Below are 20,234 nucleotides of genomic sequence, written 5' to 3' on the forward strand. Positions count from 1 at the left end.
GCATCGGCTCTCCCGTCGTCGTCGTGGCATATGTGCATAGCCGAGGGACGACGTTGGCCCTCTGCGAAATTTCGTGCAGATTACATGATGACGACAATCCCGAGAAGCGGATATGCCATTCCAGCATGCGGACACTGCGCGAGGCAGAAAGAGGGGACTCTCGCGGCGCTCTACGGGCGGATCGCGGGGCAGGGCAGTCCCGGCGTGTTCCCGCGCATCCCGGCGTAGCGCGTGGGGCGAAGGTCCCGGTACAGGGCGGGCATCGTTGCCCGCCCGGAGTCCTGGAGTAATGCCCGGCGGACACGGGATCGAAACCGCCGAGTAACGGACTACTTATGTTGCGTACTGCATAGTGTCTCACTCCGACGGCGGTCAGCCTATGGCTGCGCCGATCCAGGTTCCCAGGACGTACGTCACACCTGCGGCAGCACCGCCGAGCAGCAGCTGGCGCAGGCCGCTGTACCACCACGACCGGGCGGTGACCCGGGCGACGACCGCGCCGCAGGCGAAGAGTCCGGCCAGCGCGAGCAGCACCGCCGGCCACAGGGCCGTGGCGCCGAGCAGGTACGGCAGTACGGGGAGCAGCGCGCCCAGCGCGAAGGAGCCGAAGGACGAGACGGCGGCGACGAGCGGTGACGGCAGGTCGTCGGGGTCGATGCCGAGCTCCTCGCGGGCGTGGATCTCCAGGGCCTGCTCGGGGTCGCGGGAGAGCTGCATGGCGACCTCGCGGGCGAGCGCCGGCTCGACACCGCGGGAGACGTAGAGCTCGGCCAGCTCCTCCATCTCGTCGACGGGGTGCTTGCGCAGCTGCTGCCGCTCGATGTCGAGCTCGGCGAGGACCAGCTCGCGCTGCGAGGCCACGGAGGTGTACTCGCCGGCGGCCATCGAGAAGGCTCCGGCGGCGAGGCCGGCGAGGCCGGTGATCACGACGGCCTGCGGGGCGACGGCTCCGCCGGCCACGCCGGTCATGAGGGCGAGGTTGGAGACGAGCCCGTCCATCGCACCGAAGACGGCCGGCCGCAGCCATCCACCGTTGACGTCGCGGTGGGTGTGGTTGTCGCGGTGGGCGGTGTGCAGCGGTGCTTCGATGTCGATGATGGACATGCGGTGGTGTCTCCCCAATTGTCTCCACGGACGCCATGACGCGCCCTGCTCCCCCTGAACACCTCGAAACTACGCACGATTTTCATGGCCCGCCAGCAAGGAAGGCCGTACTTACCTGCAGTTTTACGGGTCGGCGACCGGGTGACGCCGGTGTTCGCGGGGTGTTTCGCGGCGCGCGACAAACCGTATGTCATGGCACAAATCCCCCAAGGGCCCATGATGGGCCCCATCCACGTGGGAGAGGCGCGCCAATGGAGCCGGTGAAGCAGATTGCATGCAATCCGCAGGTCCTCCTCGAACGGGCCAGGGGCGCTCTTCTGGGTCTCGCGGTGGGCGACGCGCTCGGCGCCCCCGCGGAGAACATGAAGCCCTCGGAGATCCGCGCGAAATGGGGCCGCATCGAGGGCTTCGTGTCGGACGACCCGGCGGGGACGGACGACACCGAGTACGCGATCTTCTCGGGGCTGCTCCTGGCCCGCCACGGCTCGGCGCTCACCGTCTCCCATGTCGAACGGGCGTGGCACCACTGGATCGCGGACCTCGACGAAGGCCCCTTCCGGGGTGCGGGGTTCTCCGAGCGCGGCACCCTGGAGAACCTCCGCCGGGGCCTGGCTGCACCCATCTCCGCGCAGCACCGGCACGCGTGGTCGGACGGACTGGCCATGCGGGCGGCGCCGTTCGGCGTCTTCGCGGCGGGACGGCCCGCCGAGGCGGCGCGGCTGGTCGCCATCGACGGCACGGTCAGCCACGACGGCGAGGGCATCTACGGCGGCCAGGCGGTGGCGGCGGGCGTCGCGGCGGCCATGGCGGGCGGCAGCCCGGCGTCGGTCGTCTCGGCCGCCCTCTCGGTCATCCCCTCGGACTCGTGGACGGCCCGTTCCCTGCGCCGGGCGGTCACCGCCGCCCCGCGCGGGGAACGGGCGGTCCGCTCGGCGGTGGTCATCGGCGGCTATCCGTGGACCGACCTGGCGCCGGAGGCGGTCGGCCTGGCCTTCGGCGCCTTCGCCGCCTGCCGCGGCGACTTCCCGTCCTCGGTTCTCACCGCCGTGAACATGGGCCGCGACGCGGACACCACGGCCGCGGTGGCGGGCGCCCTGGCCGGTGCGATGTCGGGGGCCGCGGCGATCCCCACCGCGTGGGGCTCGGCCATCGGCCCGGTGCGCGGCAGCTGCCTACCGTCGATGCGGGGCTACCACGTCCTGGACATCGCGGACCTCCTCACCCCTGAATACGAGGCCGCCCGATGACCCCGACCCCCCTGAACGACCCAGCCCGGCCGCAGCCGGCGGCCCCGGCGGAACACGGGCCGCCCGGGCGGCCGCAGGCCGTACCGTCGAACCTCCGGACGGCCCCGCCGGCCCTGCCGCAGCCCCTGCCCGCCGACCGAGCGGCGGCACTCGCCGATCCGAGGCCCGGCGACGGCCCGGGCCGGGGGGCTCAGGCCCGGCCCTGGACCGCACCGGGGGACGCCTCGGCACGGTGCCCGGACGGGGCCGACGCAGGCGAGGACACGACCGCCGGCGCCCGGCCGCGGCCCGTACCGGCCGGCCTGGCGGCACACCCCGGGGGCGGGGCGCAGCCGGTGGCGACCGCGCTCCCGGACCCACCCGCCCCCGCACCGGCACCGGGCGCGCACCCGCAGGCCGACCCGACGGCCCCACCCGCCCTCGCCCCGGGGCCGACCCGGAAAAGGGACGCCGACCAGTGGCACGCACCGGCGGACCCGCCGAGCCTCGAGCCGGCGACCCTGCCCCGGCCCGTACCGGCCGGGACCGACGGCGGCTCGGGCCGGAGGCCGCCGGCTCTGCCACGGGCGGCATCGGCAGGGCCCGTGCCGGTGGCTGCGGGGGCCGGGGCGGCCGCGCGGCTGCCGGCGGTGGCGGACGCCCCCGACGTGGCCGCGACGGGGGTGGCCGCGCCGCTGCGGGCCGTGATCCTGTCCGCACCGGCGCCGCACCCCTCAAACGCCCGGCCCGGCCACCCGGCTGCGGACCGCCGCCCCATCGAAGGCCTCCTCCTGGGGCTGGCCGCAGGCGACGCGGCCGGCTGGCCAGCGGCCCGCCACCGCGCCAGCCGGATGCCCGAGTGGACGCGCCGCCTCACCCGCGAGCTCGACACCTTCGCCGAGCAGAACGCCACCACCACCCTCCCCGTCCCCATCGCCCTCAACCAGCCTCCGGAGCCGTTGCGACTCGGCCCGTCCGACGACGCCGAATGGGCCGCCTTCGTCGCCGAGTCCGTGCTCACCGCCGCCGGCGTCCTCCTCAGCGACCTCTCCCGTTCCCGCCGCATGCGCGCCGCCATCGACCTCGCCTGGAACGCCCTCGCCTCGGAGGTCGCCGCGGCCGCGGAACGCGCACCCGAGGTGGAGTCCGCCGTGCTCCCCCTCCGCGCCCGCATCTCCGTCCGCGCCGGCCTCGGCAACCTCGCCACCGGCCTGCGCCCGCCGGCCACCGGTCACGACAACCCGCACTACTTCGACGACGCCGCCTGCGTCCGCGCCTGCGTGCTCGCCGTCGTCCACCCCGGCGACGCCCTGGCCGCCGCCGACCTCGCCGAGTTCGACGCCCGCTACACCCAGGACGGCGACGGCGTGCACGGCGCCCGCGCCATGGCCGCCGCCGTCGCCACCGCCCTCACCACCGCGGACATCGACGCGGCCGTGGACGCCGCCCTCGCCCAGCTTCCCGGGGCCACCGAAATCGGCCGCAACGCCCGACACGCCGTCGGACTGGCCCGCGCCCACGCGGACGGCGGCGCGTTCGCCATCGTGCCGACCCTCGAGCACGAGATCGTGGACCACGTGTACAGCTACGGCATCGCCGCCGCCGAAACCGTCCCCGTGGCCCTCGCCCTCGCGACCGCCGCCCGCGGCAGGGCGACCGAGGCCGTACCGGCCGCCGCCTGCCTGTCCCGCGTCGCGGACTCCGCCCCCGCCCTGGCCGGCGCGCTCACCGGCGCCGTCGGCGGCGGCGACTCGATCCCCGGTGCCTGGCGCGAGGCCTGCCGCACCCTCTCCGGCTGCGCGCTCCCCCGCCTCGCCGGCACCGACCTCGTGGAGCTCGCCGCGCTCCTCGCGCACACGGAACTCACCTCACCCAAAGGATGATTCGGACATGACGCTCACGTTGGAGGACCGGGCCCGCGGGGCTCTCGTCGGCGCCGCCGTCGGCGACGCGCTCGGCGGCCCGGTGGAGGGCTGGACCCCGGACCAGATCGTCGAACGGCACGGCGGCCGCGTCCACGGCATCGTCGGCCCGTGGCACGAGAACTGGCGCACGGCCCGCCCCATCGCCCCGTACCACAAGGGCGACGGACACGTCACGGACGACACCTTGATGACGCACGCGCTGGTACGGGTCTACGAGGCGGTACGGGACCACCTCGACGCGTACGCCGTCGCCGAGCACCTGGTCTCCGATCTGATGTCCACCCCTCGCTGGATCCCCGAACTGGAGGCCGAGGCGCTGCCGTTGCAGCGGCTCTTCCTCGCGGAGAAGTGGATGGTGACCCGCCTGCACTACGCGCACGCGGACCCGCGCGAGGCAGGCACCGGCAACATCGTCAACTGCGGCGCCGCCATGTACATGGCCCCAGTGGGCATCACCAACGCGGGCAACCCGGCGGGCGCCTACGCCGAGGCCCTCGACATCGCGGGTGCGCACCAGTCCTCGTACGGGCGGGAGGCGGCGGGCGTGTTCGCGGCGGCGGTGGCGGCGGCGTGCGTGCCGGGGGCGACGGCCGCCTCCGTGGTGGAGACGGCCCTGTCCCTGGCCAAGGACGGCACGCGCGCGGCGATCTCGGCCGTCTGCGAAGTGGCCGTCGGCCATCGGGACTTCGAGTCGGCGCTCGCGCCGCTGCGGGCGGCGGTGGCCCCGTACGACTCGGTCGGCCCGGACTACCGCCACCCGTCGCTCGACGCCCGCCGCCCGTCCCGCCTCCATGCCATCGAGGAGCTCCCGATCGCGCTGGGGATGCTGCTCGTCGCGGACGGCCGGTTCGAGACGGCCGTGCTCGGGGCGGTCAACTACGGGCGGGACTGCGATTCCATCGCCACCATGGCGGGGGCGGTGGCCGGGGCCCTGGGCGGCGAGGCCGTGGTCCCGGCGGCCTGGGCGAAGCAGGTCGCCGAGGCCAGCCGCCTGGACCTGCACGCCCCGGCGGTCGCGCTGGCCGCCGTGGCCCGGGAGATCTTCACCCGCGACCGGGCCCGCCGCCGCGCCCACGAATCGGCCTTCGCCGCGATCGCGACCCGCTGATGCCCCCGCCTCCCTGCGACCCCCATCGGCCCGCACCGGCGGTGCCCCCTGCGTCCGCCGGCCGGCACCCGACCGGGGGCTCGGGCGCCGCCCGCCCGAACGCCCCGGCCCTCGTACCGCCGTGGACGACACAACCCGATGGCGACGCCGCCCCGGCGCCGTCCGCCGACCCCCGCGAACGCCCCGGCACAGCCGTCGGCCACCCCTCGGCCACGGGGCCGACAACCGCCCGCCCGCGACCCGGCACCGCATCGGCACCGCCGCCACCCGTGTTCCGCGCAGCGGTCGGCACCGGGTCGGGTGCCGCCACCGCGAGTTCCGGCCTTGGCGGCGAACGGCCTGGTGGGCCCTGTCCCGACCCGGCGGGGAGCGGCCGGCCGAGGCCGCCGGTGCCCGGGTCCGCGGACGGTGCCGCGGCCGACAGCGTGCGCCTGACCTGGGCGCAGCCCGAGGACCTCGTCGGACACGAGCTGCGTCAGGCCGCCGAGGACGGCCGGGACCCCGGTCCCGCCCTGCGGGTCTGGGCCGCCGCCGGCGGCAACCCGGCACCCGAGCGCGCCGGAGCCTCCCCCACCCCGGCGCCCCCGCACCTGCGTGAGTTGGCGGCCCGCCTGCTGGACGAGCTCGCCCGCCTCCCCTCCCCCTGGGCCGCCGACGAGCCCACTGCCTGGGCGGCCATCGTCGCCGCCCGTTCGCCGGCCGACTCCCCCGTTTCTGCGGCAGCCCGGCCTGCCCGACCGCAGAACGCCCGCCCCGGGCCCGCGGCCGCGGGACCCGGCCCCGAACCGCCGGCCACCGGGGCCGGACCCGCCGGGGCCCCGCACCCGGCCGCCGGCCCCGGCCCCCGGGACCCGTCCGGGGAACAGCCACCCGAACCCGGCCCCGGCCCGCACGCCGCTCGGGCCCACGGCCCGACCAGCCGGGGGGCCGTGGGCCCGCCCCCCGCAACCGCGCCCGAACCGGCGCCCCGCCCCGACACCGCCGCCGTTCGGCGGACCACCCGGGAGCGCGCCCGTACGGGCCCGGACCCCTCCGGCCCGGTTCCGGGAGCCGGGCCCGGTCGCGCGGCCTCCGGCCGGGGCGTGCCCGTCCGCCCGGGCGCCGCCGCGGGAGACGGGACGGCGCGCCCGCCGCGGGCCGGCTCCGGGGCGGGGCCCGGGCGGCCCGGCGGGGGCGGATTGCGGAGCCGGCTCGAGGCCGCCTGGGTCGGGCGGGCCGTCGGGTGTCTGCTCGGGAAGCCCGTCGAGAAGCTGCCCCTGGAGGGGATCCGGGCATTGGCCCGCGCCACCGGGAACTGGCCGCTCGACGACTGGTTCACCGCCCGCGGAGTGCCCCCGGAGCTCCTCGCCGCCCACCCGTGGAACCGCCGCTCCGCCCCTACCTCCCTCGCCGAGAACATCGACGGCATGCCCGAGGACGACGACCTCAACTACCCCCTCCTCGGCCTCCTTCTGCTCCAGCGCCACGGCAAGGCCTTCACCACCGCCGACGTCGCCCGTCTGTGGCTCGACGAGCTGCCGGCCGGGCGCACTTTCACCGCCGAGCGCGTCGCGTACCGCAACCTCCTGCTCGGCCTGGAGCCCCCCGCCACCGCCACCCACCGCAACCCCTTCCGCGAGTGGATCGGCGCTCTCATCCGCGCCGACGTGCACGGCTGGACCAATCCCGGCGATCCGGCCGCAGCCGCGGCCCAGGCGTACCGGGACGCCGCCCTGACCCACACCGGCAACGGCGTCTACGCCGCCCTCTTCGTCGCCGCCGCCACCGCCGAGGCCGCCACCGGCCGCGCGGACGTCCACACCGCGCTGCGGACCGGGCTGGCCGCCGTACCACCCCGCTCCCGCCTCGCCGAGGCGATTCGGTTCGGGATCCGCACGGCCGCCGACGAGGCGGACTTCGACTTCGTCGTCGACCGGCTGCACGCCCGCTACGGCCACTACCACTGGGTGCACGCCGTCCCGAACACCGCCCTGATCGCCGCCGCCCTCACCCACGCCGACGGGGACTTCACCCGCTCCGTCTGCCGTGCCGTGTCCGGCGGCTGGGACACCGACTCCAACGGGGCCACGGCCGGCGCCCTCGCCGGGCTGCTCACCGGCTCCCCGGACCGGATCCCGCACCGCTGGACCGCCCCCCTCAAGAACCGCCTGGCCACCAGCGTCCCCGGCTTCGACGGTATCGGTTTCGACGCCCTCGCCCACCTCACCGCACAGGAGGCAGCACGCTCATGACGGCCATCGCCGTGCTCGGCAGCACCAACATGGACCTCGTCGCCTACGTCCCCAAGGCCCCCCTCCCGGGGGAGACGGTGACCGGCCGCGCCTTCCGGACCGTCCCCGGCGGCAAGGGCGCCAACCAGGCCGTCGCCGCCGCCCGCTCCGGCGGGAAGGTCGTGATGATCGGCGCGGTCGGCGCCGACGAGTTCGGCGTACGGCTGCGCTCCGCGCTCACCGCCGCCGGCGTCGAGACGGCGGGCCTTCGAACCGTCGAGGGCGCCAGCGGCACCGCGCACATCACCGTGGACGACGAGGGCGGCAACCGCATCGTGGTCATCCCGGGGGCGAACGGCGGCGTCACCGGCCTGGAGGCGGGGGACGAGGCCCGGATCGCCGCCGCCGGCGCCCTCCTCCTCCAGCTGGAACTGCCCCTGCCCGCCGTGCTCGCCGGGGCCCGCGCGGCCCGCGCGCACGGCGTGCGTACGGTGCTCACCCCGGCCCCCGCCCAGCCCCTGCCCGCCGAGCTCCTCGCCGCGACCGACCTGCTGGTGCCCAACGAGCACGAGGCGGCCGCCCTGACCGGGCTGACCGACCCCCGGCAAGCCGCCGAGGCACTGCTGGCCACCGTGCCCGAGGTGGTCATCACCCTCGGCGCCGCCGGAGTCCTCTACGCGGCGCGCGGCCGGGACCCGCTCAGCGTGCCCGCGCCCCGGGTCCGGGCGGTGGACACCACCGCGGCCGGGGACACCTTCGTCGGGGCCCTGGCCGTGGCACTGGGCGAGGGCCGGCCGATGCCGCAGGCACTGCGCTGGGCCTCGGCGGCGGCCGCGCTCTCGGTGCAGCGCCACGGCGCCCAGGACTCGATGCCGACCCGCTCCGAGACCGACGCCTTCGCCCTGGCGGGGTGGGAGGCGGAGCACGGGACGGCGGGCCGGGGTGCCGCCGACACCGCCACCGCGACCGCGACCCCCGGTGCGGACGGGGGCGGCCACCTCCCCCCGGGCCGGACACCGGACCGTGCCGACGATCGCCGTTCCACCGGCTCCGGCGAGGCCGGGACCGGGACCGGGGCCGCCTCGTGACCCCCGAGGAGCCCCGGGCCCCGTGGGACACCGGCGCCGAGCCGAGGTACTCCGCGGGGGACGGGAGGGTGGCGGGGCGGTCGCCGCAGGGCTCCGAACGCAGCGCCGCCGCTCCGGCCGGCCCCGGGTCGCCTACGGGACCCGAGGAGACGCTCCGGCGCGCGCCCGGCCCCACCGGGGCCGCGGCGCGCCCGCTCCCCCACCGGGCGGGGTCCGTGCCCCCGGGTGCCCACCCGGGGGCACGGCCGTCGCCCGTCGGCCGCCCGCCAGGGCCAGGACACGCCCCCGCCCCCGGGTCCCCCACAGCCACCCCGCGAACCGGACCCACACCCACCACCTCCCCACCAGGGCCAGGACACGGGCCCGGGTCCGAGGTGCCGGCGGGGGCCTGCGACGTCCGCCCGCAAGCCAAGCCGTCACCCGTGCACGCCCGGCCGGGGCAAGGGCCCCTGCGCGGGCTGCGGGTGCTCGATCTCGCCACGCTCTTCGCCGGGCCCCTCGCCGCGACCCTGCTCGGGGACTTCGGCGCCGACGTCGTCAAGGTCGAGCACCCTGCCGTCCCCGACCCGTCGCGCGGCCACGGCCCCGCCAAGGACGGCATCGGCCTGTGGTGGAAGCTGCTCGGCCGGAACAAGCGGACCATGACCCTCGACCTGTCCACCGCCGGCGGCCGGGACACCCTGCTGCGGCTCGCCGCCACCGCCGACGTGATCGTCGAGAACTTCCGCCCCGGCACTCTGGAGAAGTGGGGCCTGGGCTGGCCCGAGCTGTCCGCCGCCAACCCGCGCCTGGTCCTGGCCCGCGTGACCGCCTTCGGCCAGCAGGGGCCGTACGCCCACCGCCCGGGCTTCGGCACCCTCGCCGAGGCGATGAGCGGCTTCGCCGCGGTCACGGGGGAGCCGGACGGGCCGCCGACCCTGCCACCCTTCGGGCTGGCCGACTCGATCGCCGCGCTGACCTGCGCGTACGCGGTGATGACGGCGCTCGCCGGACGGGAGCGCACCGGACACGGACAAGTCGTGGACCTCGCCATCATCGAGCCGATCCTCACCGTGCTCGGCCCGCAGCCGCTCTGGTACGACCAGCTGGGCCACGTCCAGCCGCGGACGGGGAACCGCTCCGCCAACAACGCGCCCCGCAACACCTACCGCAGCGCCGACGGCCGCTGGCTGGCGGTCTCCGCCTCCGCCCAGTCGATCGCCGAGCGGGTGATGCGGCTGGTCGGTCGGCCGGAGCTGATCACCGAGCCCTGGTTCGCCACCGGTGCGGGCCGGGCCCGGCACGCCGACGTCCTCGACGACGCGGTCGGAGGCTGGATCGCCGTCCGCAAGGCGGAGGAGGTCGTGTGCGCCTTCGAGGAAGCCGAGGCGGCCGTCGCGCTCGTCTACGACGTCCGCGACGTGATGGCCGATCCACAGTTCGCGGCCCTCGACACGGTGACGGAGGTCGAGGATCCGGAACTGGGACCCCTGCGGATGCAGAACATCCTCTTCCGGCTGTCCGAGACCCCCGGTGGGATCCGCTGGGCGGGCCGCCCGCACGGCGCGGACACGAACGAGGTGCTGGCCGAACTCGGACTGACCGGGGCCGAGATCTCCGCGCTGCGCACCGAGGGGGCCCTGTGATTCTGACCTGGCTGTACGCGCCGGGCGACCGCCCGGCCGTGGTCGGCAAGGCGCTGGGCTGCGGGGCGGACGCCGTCATCGTCGACCTGGAGGACGCGGTGGCGGCCTCCCGCAAGGAGTACGCCCGCGCCGCCACCGTCGAGCTGCTCGCCGAGCGGCCGCCGGTCCCCGTGCACGTCCGCGTCAACGCCCTCGACTCCCCCTGGGGCAGCGCCGACCTCACCGCCCTCGCCGGTCTGCCCGGCCTCGCGGGGCTGCGGCTGCCCAAGATCTGCGCGCCGGAGCAGATCGCCGCGGCCGCCGACCGCACGGGCGGGACGGGCCTGTACGCGCTGTTGGAGTCGGCGCTGGGCGTGGAGCGCGCGTACGAGATCGCCCGCGCGCACCCGGCCCTGCGCGGGCTGTCCCTCGGGGAGGCGGACCTGCGGGCGGACCTGGCCGTCAGCGCGGTGGAGGGCCTGGACTGGTGCCGTTCCCGGGTGGTGGTCGCGGCGCGCGCGGCCGGACTGGCGCCCCCGTCGCAGTCGGTTTTTCCCGACATCCGGGACCTGGAGGCGCTGGCGGTCTCCTGCGCCCGCGGCCGGTCCCTCGGATTCCTCGGCCGGGCGGCGATCCACCCGCGACAGCTGCCGGTGATCGAGCGGGCCTATCTCCCGACGCCCGAGGAAGTGAGCGCCGCGGCGGAGGTGCTCAGCGCGGCGCGGGCCGCGCCGGGCGCGCTGGCGCTGCCCGACGGCAGGTTCGTGGATCCGGCCGTGGTGGCGTCGGCGCACCGCACCCTTGCGCTGGCCGCGCGGGTACCGGTCCACTGAACCCTTGCGTTCACCGCGCGGTCACCGGCCGGAGCGCGGCCCGGCGCACCCGGCTCGGGCACACGCCCCGCGGGGCGTGTGCGAACCCGCCCGGCCCGGCCCGGCACCTACGACGACGACCCCGCCGCCCGGCCACGGGCGTCCGGACCGCGTCTGCGCCCCCCGCGCGGATTCCGGCATTCCGGCTGCCGGGGACCGACCCCCTCACACCGGCCCCGGCATCCGCGCACCGCCCTGCGCTCACGGTGCGAGGGTCGATCCGCTGCGGGCACGAGTCCGGTGAACCGTGCGCGTCGGTGCCGGGTGGGGACGCGAAGAAGGGGGCGCCGCGTCGTGCGCGGCACCCCCCTGCTCGACCGCTGCGCGGTCAGGACTTGTCGGCCTCCGGGGCCTCGGCGTCCACGGCCCGCTTGCTCAGGTCGGTCTTGACCGCTGCCTGCGCCACCGTGGCGTCGGTGCGCTGGGCGAGGCTCGGCGCGGAGTCCTTCGGCCCGGCGCCGGCCGCATCGACCGCAGCAGCCTTGTCCTCGGCCGCGGCCTTGTCCTTGGCGTCAGCCTCGGCCTTGTCCTTGCCGTCCCCGCCGCCGGGGCGGTCGGGCTCGACGACCTCCTCGCGGCCCGGCCGCAGCTTCGCCGAGAGGACGAAGTAGACCACCGCGAGGACGAAGACGACGATGGAGGTCCAGACGTTCAGCCGCACGCCCAGGATGTGGTGCGCCTCGTCGACGCGCATGTACTCGATCCAGCCGCGGCCGACGCAGTACGCGGCGACGTACAGGGCGAAGGCCCGTCCGTGGCCGAGCTTGAAGCGGCGGTCGGCCCAGATCACCAGGAAGGCGACGCCGATGCACCACAGCGACTCGTACAGGAAGGTCGGGTGGTAGGTCCCGGCGTCCCGGTTCGGGCCGGCGCTGATCTCCACCGCCCAGGGCAGGTCGGTGGCCCGGCCGTAGAGCTCCTGGTTGAACCAGTTGCCCCAGCGGCCGCACGCCTGGGCCAGCGCGATGCCGGGGGCCAGGGCGTCGGCCCAGGCCGGCAGCGGGATGCCGCGCAGCCGGCAGCCGATCCAGGCGCCGACCGCGCCCAGCGCGATCGCACCCCAGATGCCGAGGCCGCCCTCCCAGATCTTGAAGGCGTCGACCCAGTTGCGACCCTCGCCGAAGTAGAGCTGGTAGTCGGTGATCACGTGGTAGAGGCGACCGCCGACCAGCCCGAACGGCACCGCCCACACGGCGATGTCCGCGACCGTACCCGGCTTTCCGCCGCGCGCGATCCAGCGCTTGTTGCCGAGCCAGACGGCGACGAAGACGCCGATGATGATGCAGAACGCGTAGCCGCGGAGCGGGATCGGTCCGAGATGGATCACGCCGGTCGACGGACTGGGGATGTAAGCAATGTCCATGGCAGACCTGACGCTACCCTGCCGGACGGTGCGTACCGCAACCCGCCCGGCAGGGTCGAAACCAAATCCAGACATGGATCGGCGGAAGTCAGTCCCCCGAGGGCCCGTTCCCGGACCCGATCCCCGTGCCGTTCCCGGAGCCGTTCGCGGGATTCCTCGACGCCGTCCTCGATGCCGACGGTGAGGCCTTCGCCCGGCCCTTCCCGGTGTCCTTGTCCGACGCCTTGCCGGTCTCCTTCCCGGCACCCCTGGCACCGGCCCCGCCGGAGCCCTGGGCGCCCGCTTCCACCTTCTCCTTCAGCTTCTGCGGGGTCAGCGGGTTGGCCTGGTCGGAGAAGATGTCCTTGCCGTCGAGCAGCACGGTCGGCGTGCCGCGGAAGTTCCCGGCGGCGAAGGCCTCGTGCGACTTGGCCACCCAGCTGTTGTGCGTACCTTCCTCGACGCACGCCGTGAACTCGGGGGTGACCAGCCCGTCGACCTTGCCCGCCAGCTCCAGCAGCTTGGCGTTCTTGCCGTAGGCGTCGTCGACCTCCTGCGGCTGGTTCTGGAAGAGGACGTCGTGGTACTCCGAGAACTTGCCGGCGTCCTGCGCGCAGGCCGCCGCGTTCGCCCCCTTCAGGGAGCCGCTGCCGCCCATGTTCCCGTCGATGAGCGTGACCAGGTGGTAGTCCACCTTGAGCAGGCCCTTGGCCTCCAGCTCGTGGATGGTGTCCCGGTAGTTGTCCTCGAAGGTCTTGCAGGCCGGGCAGCGGAAGTCCTCCCAGACGGTGAGGGTGGCCTTCGCCTCGGGCTTGCCCGTCTGGATGGCGAGAGCGTCCTTCCCGGTGGCGCCGCTGGGGGCGACGACCGGGCCGCCCTTGGCGCTGGTGTCCTTGCCGGCGTTGGCCGCGATCACGCCCACGACCGTCGCCAGCCCCAGGACGCCGACCACCGCCGCCGCCACGATCAGGGTCCGCCGGCGCTTGTCCCGGGTCTTCTGCCGCTCGCGCTCCGCTTGGAGTCGCTCCCGGGCCGATCGTTTCGTCGCATCGCGGTTGGCACCGTCGTTCTTGTCGCTCACGCTCCGCCAAACGAAGCAGGGAGGCACTCGCGTGCCTCCCTGCTCGCCATTCCACCCGATCGGACTACAGAACCCGATCAGGTGTCCGCTTTGTCTCAGCTTCTGCGTACGCCTGCCGCAAGCTCGGCCGCGAGCGCCCGTACGGCGTCCAGCCCGGCCGGCAGGTCAGGCGCGTCCAGCAGCAGCTTCACGAAGGCCGAGCCGACGATCACCCCGTCGGCGAAGCCGGCCACCACCTCGGCCTGGGCGGCGTTGGAGACGCCGAGGCCGACGCAGACGGGGAGCTCGGTCGTGGCGCGGGTGCGCCGGACCAGGTCCTGGGCCTGGTTGCCGACCGATTCGCGGGTGCCGGTGACGCCCATCAGCGAGGCGGCGTAGACGAAGCCGGAGCCGGCCGCCGTGATGGTGGCCAGGCGCTCGTCCTTGCTGCTCGGCGCCACGACGAAGACGGTCGCCAGACCGTGCTTCTCGGCGTGCTCGCGCCACAGCGCGGACTCCTGGACCGGCAGGTCGGGCAGGATGCACCCGGCGCCGCCAGCCGCCGCCAGCTCGGCCGTGAACCGCTCGACGCCGTAGCGGTCGATCGGGTTCCAGTACGTCATCACCAGGATGGGCGCGCCGGTGGCCTCGTGGGCCTCGCGCACGGTGCGGAGCACGTCGGCGATCTTGACCCCGCCGCGCAGGGCGATGTCGTCGGCGGTCTGGATGATGGCGCCGTCGAGGACCGGGTCGCTGTGCGGGAGGCCGATCTCGACGATGTCCGCGCCGCCCGCGATGACCGCCTTGACGGCGTCGATGGCACCGTCGACGGTCGGGAAGCCCGCCGGCAGGTAGGCGACGAGGGCGGCGCGGTCCTCGGACTTCGCCTTGGCGAGCGTGTCGCTCAGCAGCTGGATGTTGCCGTTGCTCACTTCGACTCCCCCTCGGCCGTCCCGCCGTCGTACAGCCCGAAGTATCGGGCCGCCGTGTCCATGTCCTTGTCGCCGCGGCCGGACAGGTTGACGACCAGCAGGCCGTCCCTGCCCAGCTCGCTGCCCAGCTCCAGGGCTCCCGCGAGGGCGTGCGCCGACTCGATCGCCGGGATGATGCCCTCCGTGCGGGAGAGCAGGCGCAGGGCCTGCATCGCGGCGTCGTCGGTGACCGCGCGGTACTCACCGCGGCCGACGTCCTTGAGGTAGGAGTGCTCCGGGCCGATGCCCGGGTAGTCCAGCCCGGCCGAGATGGAGTACGGCTCGGTGATCTGGCCCTCCTCGTCCTGCAGGACGTAGGAGCGGGAGCCGTGCAGGATGCCGGGCTCGCCGGCGGTCAGTGTGGCCGCGTGCTCGCCGGTCTCGACACCGTGCCCGGCGGGCTCGAAGCCGACCAGGCGGACGCCGGCGTCCGGGATGAAGGCGTGGAAGAGGCCGATGGCGTTGGAGCCGCCACCGACGCAGGCCGCCACGGCATCGGGCAGCCGGCCGGCGCGCTCCAGGACCTGGCGGCGGGCCTCGACGCCGATGACCCGGTGGAAGTCGCGGACCATCGCCGGGAAGGGGTGCGGACCGGCGACCGTGCCGAAGAGGTAGTGGGTGCGGTCCACGTTGGCGACCCAGTCCCGGAACGCCTCGTTGATCGCGTCCTTCAGCGTCCGCGAGCCGGACTTCACCGCGATGACCTCGGCGCCCAGCATCCGCATGCGGGCGACGTTCAGCGCCTGGCGCTGGGTGTCGATCTCGCCCATGTAGATGACGCACTCGAGGCCGAAGAGGGCGCAGGCGGTGGCCGTGGCCACGCCGTGCTGGCCGGCACCGGTCTCGGCGATCACGCGGGTCTTGCCCATGCGCTTGGTGAGCAGCGCCTGGCCCAGCACGTTGTTGATCTTGTGCGAGCCGGTGTGGTTGAGGTCCTCGCGCTTGAGGAAGATCCGCGCGCCGCCGGCGTGCTCGGCGAAGCGGGGCACCTCGGTGAGGGCGCTGGGGCGGCCGGTGTAGTTGACCATGAGGTCGCCCAGCTCGGCCACGAAGGACGGATCGCCCTTGGCCTTCTCGTACTCGACGGCGACCTCGTCCACGGCGGCGACGAGCGCCTCCGGGATGAACTTGCCGCCGAAATCGCCGAAGTAGCCCTCGGCGTTGGGAACGTGACCCTCCGGGTCCGGGATGAAGAACTCGCTGGACATGTCCAGTGCTCCTACGGGTGCGAGATGCGGCGGGTGGTTTCACCGTATTGCGCCGCCCGCCCGTGCCGCGCACACCCCGCTGGGGGATGTGGCCTACGGCGCGGAGCGGCCCGCTCCCGGAGCCGGTCGGCCCGGGCAGCAGGCCGTACGGGACCGCCGGGCGGCGCGGTACGTCTCGCGTACCGGGCCGCGGCAGCCCTCGTTACGGCGCGTCTCCGCGGCGCCATCGCATGCCGTTGACCTGGCCGGGCTCGGAGCCGATCACGTACCGGACCCGCCGCCCGTGGACGCGCCGGGCCGGGGCGCGGCAGCCGCGGGGGCGGCAGCCGCGCGCCAGGGGCGCGTACGCCGTCGGCACGCGGCGCGTGCGGACGGAGGGGCGGTCAGGGGTCATGGAACGGGTCAGCTCCGTCCGTGGCGCAGGGCCGGGTGGGCCCCGGCGGCGACGAGGTCGGCCACGGCCGCCTTCGGGTCGCGGCCGGTGACCAGGGACTCTCCGACGAGGACGGCGTCGGCGCCCTCGTTCGCGTAGGCGATCAGGTCGTGCGGTCCGCGGATGCCGGACTCGGCGACCTTGACGATGTGGGCCGGGATCTCGCCGACGACGCGCTCGAAGGTGGAGCGGTCGACCTTGAGGTCCTTGAGGTTGCGGGCATTGACGCCGATGATCTTGGCGCCGGCGGCCACCGCCCGCTCCACCTCCTCCTCGTCGTGGACCTCGACGAGCGGGGTGAGGCCGATGGACTCGGCCCGCTCGATGAGGGAGACGAGGGCCTCCTGCTCCAGGGCCGCGACGATCAGCAGCGCGAGGTCGGCGCCGTAGGCCCGGGCCTCCCAGAGCTGGTACGCCGTGACGATGAAGTCCTTGCGCAGGATCGGGATGTCCACGCGGGCACGGACGGCCTCCAGGTCGGCCAGCGAGCCGCCGAACCGGCGCTGCTCGGTGAGGACGGAGATGACTGCCGCACCACCCGCCTCGTAGTCCGCGGCGAGCCCGGCCGGATCCGCGATCGCGGCCAGCGCGCCCTTGGAGGGGCTGGAGCGCTTGACCTCGCAGATCACCTTGACGCCGTCGCCGCGCAGAGCCGCGACGCCGTCCTTGGCCTGGGGCGCCTTGGCGGCACGCTCCTTGAGCTCGTCGAGGCTCACGCGGGCCTGCCGTTCGGCAAGGTCTTCGCGGACCCCTTCGATGATCTCGTCGAGCACACTCACGCGAGCGGCCCCCTTCCGGGTCGATGACGGTCGGCCGCCCTGCAGACACGTACCACTGCAAGGTCGGCAATCAAATGGTATCCGGCGGAGGCGTCGCCCTCCGCACTCGGTTGACGGCGTCCCAGTAACTGGACATTCGGAATACGCCCTTCATCCCCGCTGTGCGCGGGGCTCAGGGCGCCAGTGCCGACCCGAAAGAGAGATTTCGGACAACGGCGAAAACCAGTACCACCGCGCCCACCGCCCACGACTGGGCGGGACGCAGCACGATCCTCGGAGTCGGCCCGCCGCGCAAGGCGCGAACCAGCCACAGGGCCATGAACCCCGCGAAGACGAAGTAGCCGACGACCGCGAGGGCATTCGACCCGAAAGCAGCGGCCAGATCCCCGTGCGCGAACGCGTGCGCGCTGCGCAGCCCGCCGCAGCCGGGGCACAGGACGCCCGTCAGGCGCAGCAGCGGGCAGACCGGGTAGTGGCCCGGCTCGTTGGGGTCCACGGCGCCGACGTACGCGAACGCAGCGCCGGCGGCGGCCAGGTACAGAGCCGGTGCGGCGAGCCGCCTGGCCCGGGACGTCCGCTCGGCGGGCACCGCGGGTGCGGCGGGCCCGGCCTGCGGACCGGGCCCGGCGTCGGGGGTGCTGGAGGCGTCCACCTGCTGATTCTCTCCGCTCACGACAAAAGGCGCAGCCCGGCGGGGCCGCGCCTTTCGGCTCTCTTCCAGGACCGGCGCAGGTGGTGCGCTCAGACCTTGGCGGGGACCTTGTTCGCGGCGATGACGTCGGCGAGGTCCTTGTGGGCCGCCTTCGGCGCGCCCATGCCCGCGGCCCGCATCGCCAGGCCGACGACACCGCCGAGCGCGACGACGACCATGCCGGCCCAGAAGCCGAGGGGGTTGGCGAGCACCATGAAGGCGCCGGAGATGCAGAAACCGATGAAGGCGATGATGACACCGGTCCAGGCGGCCGGGGTGTGTCCGTGGCTAGTGCCCGCCATGAGTTTGCTCCTCGTTGCTCTGTCGCGCTGCTGTGTCGAACGTGCGGTCTGTGTCGGACGCTCGGTGACATTGTCCCGCACGGGGCGGCTTCGCCGTCCAGGGGGGTGTGCTCGGGTGCCGGTCAGCGGGTCCGGTCGCCGCTCGGTCCCGTGGTCGGGTCCTCGCCGCGGTCCAGAGCCTTCCACAGATCCTCCGGCCGGTCCGGGTCCACCGCCGCGGCGGCCCGCGGACGGGGGCCGCCGTCACGCTCGTAGCGGCCGCCCATCGAGGGCCAGCCACGGCCGAAGCGCAGCGCCAGCAGGCCGGCGGCCAGGATCAGGACCGCCCCGGCGGCCGTGACGTACGGCCACGTGGTGTGCGTCAGGCCGGCCACCTGCGCCGCGCTGTCCGCGGTGGTACGGACGGCCTGCGCGTCCAGGACGCTGCGGCCGTCGGAGCCGAAGAGGGCCGACAGCGCCGCCCCGAGGCCGCTGAGCGCCAGCAGGCCCGACACCAGGAGCCGGCCCTTGCCGCGTACGGCGAAGACGGCGACCAGCGCGGCCAGGCCCACGATGGCCAGGGCCGCCGGGAGCCCGGTCACGGCCCGCCCGTCGGCGCTCAGCTGGAGCGAGTCGCTGCCGATGGCGGCCGTGCCCCGGGCCCAGACCCGGCCGGAGGCGAGCAGGACGACGGTGGAACCGAGCGCGCCGAGCAGCAGCGCCGCGGCCACGCTGCGGCGGCTGCTGCGGCTGTCGGGGGCCTCGGGCTCGGCGGAGGCATCGGAACGGGGCGGGGGTACGGCACTCACGTACCCCACTATCCCCTACGCCCTCAGGAGCCGCTCAGGCGGTTCGCCGCTGCCACCGCGCGCAGCACGGCGGCGGCCTTGTTGCGGCACTCGTTGTCCTCCAGCTCGGGCACCGAGTCGGCGACGACGCCTGCGCCGGCCTGCACGTACGCCGTGCCGTCGCGCAGCAGCGCCGTACGGATGGCGATGGCGGTGTCGGAGTCGCCGGCGAAGTCCAGGTAGCCCACGCAGCCGCCGTAGAGGCCGCGGCGGGAGGGCTCCAGCTCCTCGATGATCTGCATGGCCCGCGGCTTGGGCGCCCCGGAGAGGGTGCCGGCCGGGAAGCAGGCGGTGAGCACGTCGAAGGCGGTCTTCCCCTCGGCCACGCGCCCCGTCACGGTGGAGACGATGTGCATGACGTGGGAGTACCGCTCGATCGACATGAAGTCGACGACCTCCACCGATCCCGGCTCGCACACCCGGCCGAGGTCGTTGCGGCCCAGGTCGACGAGCATCAGGTGCTCGGCGCGCTCCTTGGGGTCGGCCAGCAGCTCCTCGGCGAGGTCGTTGTCCTCCTGCGGGGTCGCGCCCCGGTGGCGGGTGCCGGCGATGGGGTGGACCATGGCCCGGCCGTCCTCGACCTTGACCAGCGCCTCAGGGCTCGACCCGACCACGTCGAAGCCGTTCTCGAAGCGGAAGAGGTACATGTACGGGGACGGGTTGGTGGCGCGCAGCACGCGGTAGACGTCCAGCGCCGAGGCCTTGCAGGAGGTCTCGAACCGCTGCGAGGGCACCACCTGGAAGGCCTCGCCGGCCCGGATGCGCTCCTTGATGTCCTCGACGGCCGCCCGGTACTTCTCGCCGCCCCACAGGGCGGAGAACTCGGGCAGCTCGGAGGCGGGCAGCGGGGCCGGGACGTAGGGCGCGGGCCGGGCCAGGTCCGCCTCCATGGCGTCGAGGCGGGCCACGGCGTCCGCGTGGGCCTCGTCGACCCCGGAGTCGAGGTCGTTGTGGTTGATGGCGTTGGCGATGAGCTGGACGGTGCCGTCCCAGTGGTCCAGCACCGCGAGGTCGGAGGTGAGCAGCATCGTCAGCTCGGGCAGCTCCAGGTCGTCGCTGCCGTGCTCGCCGATGCGCTCCAGGCGGCGCACGATGTCGTAGCCGAGGTAGCCGACCATGCCGCCGGTGAAGGGGGGCATGCCGCCCGCGAGGTCGCGGGGGGTGTGCAGGGCCTCGACGGTCGCGCGCAGGGCGTCGAGGGGGTCGCCGTCGGTGGGTACGCCCACGGGCGGGGTGCCGATCCAGTGCGCGCGGCCGTCCCGGACGGTGAGGGTCGCGTCACTGCGGACCCCGACGAAGGAGTACCGGGACCAGGACCGGCCGTTCTCCGCGGACTCCAGGAGGAAGGTGCCGGGGCGTTCGGCGGCCAGCTTGCGGTAGAGCCCGACGGGCGTGTCCCCGTCGGCGAGCAGCTTGCGGCTCACGGGGATGACGCGGCGGTCGGCCGCGAGCTTGCGGAACGTCTCAAGATCCATTGCGTGGGG

17 protein-coding genes and 1 pseudogene are annotated in these 20,234 nt (G+C 74.9%); 7 read left to right on the forward strand and 11 right to left on the reverse strand.

Features of this window, described 5'->3' with window-relative positions:
• Positions 1-372: 372 nt before the first annotated feature.
• The gene (locus ACZ6JS_RS26120) at positions 373-1,104 is read right to left on the reverse strand and encodes a VIT1/CCC1 transporter family protein (protein ID WP_469301421.1); all 732 of its coding nucleotides are present in this window, start codon (positions 1,102-1,104) and stop codon (positions 373-375) included.
• Positions 1,105-1,355: 251 nt separating this feature from the next.
• On the opposite strand from ACZ6JS_RS26120, the gene ACZ6JS_RS26125 reads away from it, so the two are divergent.
• The 7 genes and pseudogenes from ACZ6JS_RS26125 (at position 1,356) to ACZ6JS_RS26155 (ending at position 11,098) form a co-directional block, all read left to right on the forward strand.
• Positions 1,356-2,351, forward strand: a complete 996-nt coding sequence (locus tag ACZ6JS_RS26125; RefSeq protein ID WP_469301423.1) for an ADP-ribosylglycohydrolase family protein — start codon at positions 1,356-1,358, stop codon at positions 2,349-2,351.
• Between the two features lie 590 nt (positions 2,352-2,941).
• Positions 2,942-4,213 carry an ADP-ribosylglycohydrolase family protein gene (locus tag ACZ6JS_RS26130; RefSeq protein WP_469301425.1) on the forward strand — a complete coding sequence of 424 codons (1,272 nt, stop codon included), beginning with the start codon at positions 2,942-2,944 and terminating at the stop codon, positions 4,211-4,213.
• 7 nt (positions 4,214-4,220) lie between these two features.
• Positions 4,221-5,363 (forward strand): ADP-ribosylglycohydrolase family protein, encoded by a 1,143-nt coding sequence (locus ACZ6JS_RS26135; protein WP_469301426.1) that lies wholly within the window; start codon positions 4,221-4,223, stop codon positions 5,361-5,363.
• A 929-nt stretch (positions 5,364-6,292) separates the two neighbouring features.
• Positions 6,293-7,594, forward strand: a complete 1,302-nt coding sequence (locus tag ACZ6JS_RS26140) for an ADP-ribosylglycohydrolase family protein (RefSeq protein ID WP_469301601.1) — start codon at positions 6,293-6,295, stop codon at positions 7,592-7,594.
• A pseudogene (gene rbsK, locus ACZ6JS_RS26145) lies at positions 7,591-8,469 on the forward strand (ribokinase); the annotation flags it as partial. The gene ACZ6JS_RS26140 and the pseudogene rbsK, both read left to right, overlap by 4 nt.
• Before the next feature lie 614 nt (positions 8,470-9,083).
• Positions 9,084-10,286: a CaiB/BaiF CoA transferase family protein gene (locus ACZ6JS_RS26150; protein ID WP_469301427.1), complete on the forward strand. Its 1,203-nt coding sequence runs from the start codon at positions 9,084-9,086 to the stop codon at positions 10,284-10,286.
• A complete protein-coding gene (locus tag ACZ6JS_RS26155; protein WP_469301429.1) occupies positions 10,283-11,098 on the forward strand; it encodes an HpcH/HpaI aldolase/citrate lyase family protein in 816 nt (271 codons plus the stop codon). Before ACZ6JS_RS26150 ends, ACZ6JS_RS26155 begins: the two co-directional genes overlap by 4 nt.
• 367 nt (positions 11,099-11,465) lie before the next feature.
• Here the strand turns inward: ACZ6JS_RS26155 and lgt are convergent, their stop codons facing one another.
• The 10 genes from lgt to ACZ6JS_RS26205 all read right to left on the reverse strand — a co-directional run bounded on the left by lgt (position 11,466) and on the right by ACZ6JS_RS26205 (position 20,225).
• Positions 11,466-12,500, reverse strand: a complete 1,035-nt coding sequence (gene lgt, locus ACZ6JS_RS26160; RefSeq protein WP_469301430.1) for a prolipoprotein diacylglyceryl transferase — start codon at positions 12,498-12,500, stop codon at positions 11,466-11,468.
• 88 nt (positions 12,501-12,588) lie between these two features.
• On the reverse strand, positions 12,589-13,560 hold the full coding sequence (locus ACZ6JS_RS26165; protein WP_469301432.1) for a DsbA family protein: 972 nt from the start codon (positions 13,558-13,560) through the stop codon (positions 12,589-12,591).
• A 95-nt stretch (positions 13,561-13,655) separates the two neighbouring features.
• The gene (trpA, locus tag ACZ6JS_RS26170) at positions 13,656-14,471 is read right to left on the reverse strand and encodes a tryptophan synthase subunit alpha (RefSeq protein ID WP_469301434.1); all 816 of its coding nucleotides are present in this window, start codon (positions 14,469-14,471) and stop codon (positions 13,656-13,658) included.
• Positions 14,468-15,718, reverse strand: a complete 1,251-nt coding sequence (gene trpB / locus ACZ6JS_RS26175; RefSeq protein ID WP_469301435.1) for a tryptophan synthase subunit beta — start codon at positions 15,716-15,718, stop codon at positions 14,468-14,470. Before trpB ends, trpA begins: the two co-directional genes overlap by 4 nt.
• A 202-nt stretch (positions 15,719-15,920) precedes the next feature.
• Positions 15,921-16,112, reverse strand: coding sequence for a tryptophan biosynthesis modulator TrpM (gene trpM, locus ACZ6JS_RS26180; RefSeq protein WP_469301437.1), 192 nt, complete (start codon positions 16,110-16,112; stop codon positions 15,921-15,923).
• A gap of 8 nt (positions 16,113-16,120) precedes the next feature.
• On the reverse strand, positions 16,121-16,930 hold the full coding sequence (gene trpC / locus ACZ6JS_RS26185) for an indole-3-glycerol phosphate synthase TrpC (protein WP_030850944.1): 810 nt from the start codon (positions 16,928-16,930) through the stop codon (positions 16,121-16,123).
• A gap of 172 nt (positions 16,931-17,102) precedes the next feature.
• Complete coding sequence (locus ACZ6JS_RS26190) at positions 17,103-17,582, reverse strand: DUF2752 domain-containing protein (protein WP_469301439.1); 480 nt, start codon at positions 17,580-17,582, stop codon at positions 17,103-17,105.
• Positions 17,583-17,671: 89 nt separating this feature from the next.
• Positions 17,672-17,923: an HGxxPAAW family protein gene (locus tag ACZ6JS_RS26195; RefSeq protein WP_469301440.1), complete on the reverse strand. Its 252-nt coding sequence runs from the start codon at positions 17,921-17,923 to the stop codon at positions 17,672-17,674.
• A 122-nt stretch (positions 17,924-18,045) separates the two neighbouring features.
• Positions 18,046-18,720, reverse strand: coding sequence for a TIGR02234 family membrane protein (locus tag ACZ6JS_RS26200; RefSeq protein WP_469301442.1), 675 nt, complete (start codon positions 18,718-18,720; stop codon positions 18,046-18,048).
• Positions 18,721-18,734: 14 nt separating this feature from the next.
• Positions 18,735-20,225, reverse strand: coding sequence for an anthranilate synthase component I (locus ACZ6JS_RS26205; protein WP_469301443.1), 1,491 nt, complete (start codon positions 20,223-20,225; stop codon positions 18,735-18,737).
• Between the last annotated feature and the right edge of the window lie 9 nt (positions 20,226-20,234).

Source organism: Streptomyces sp. NPDC046349 (genome assembly GCF_055587885.1).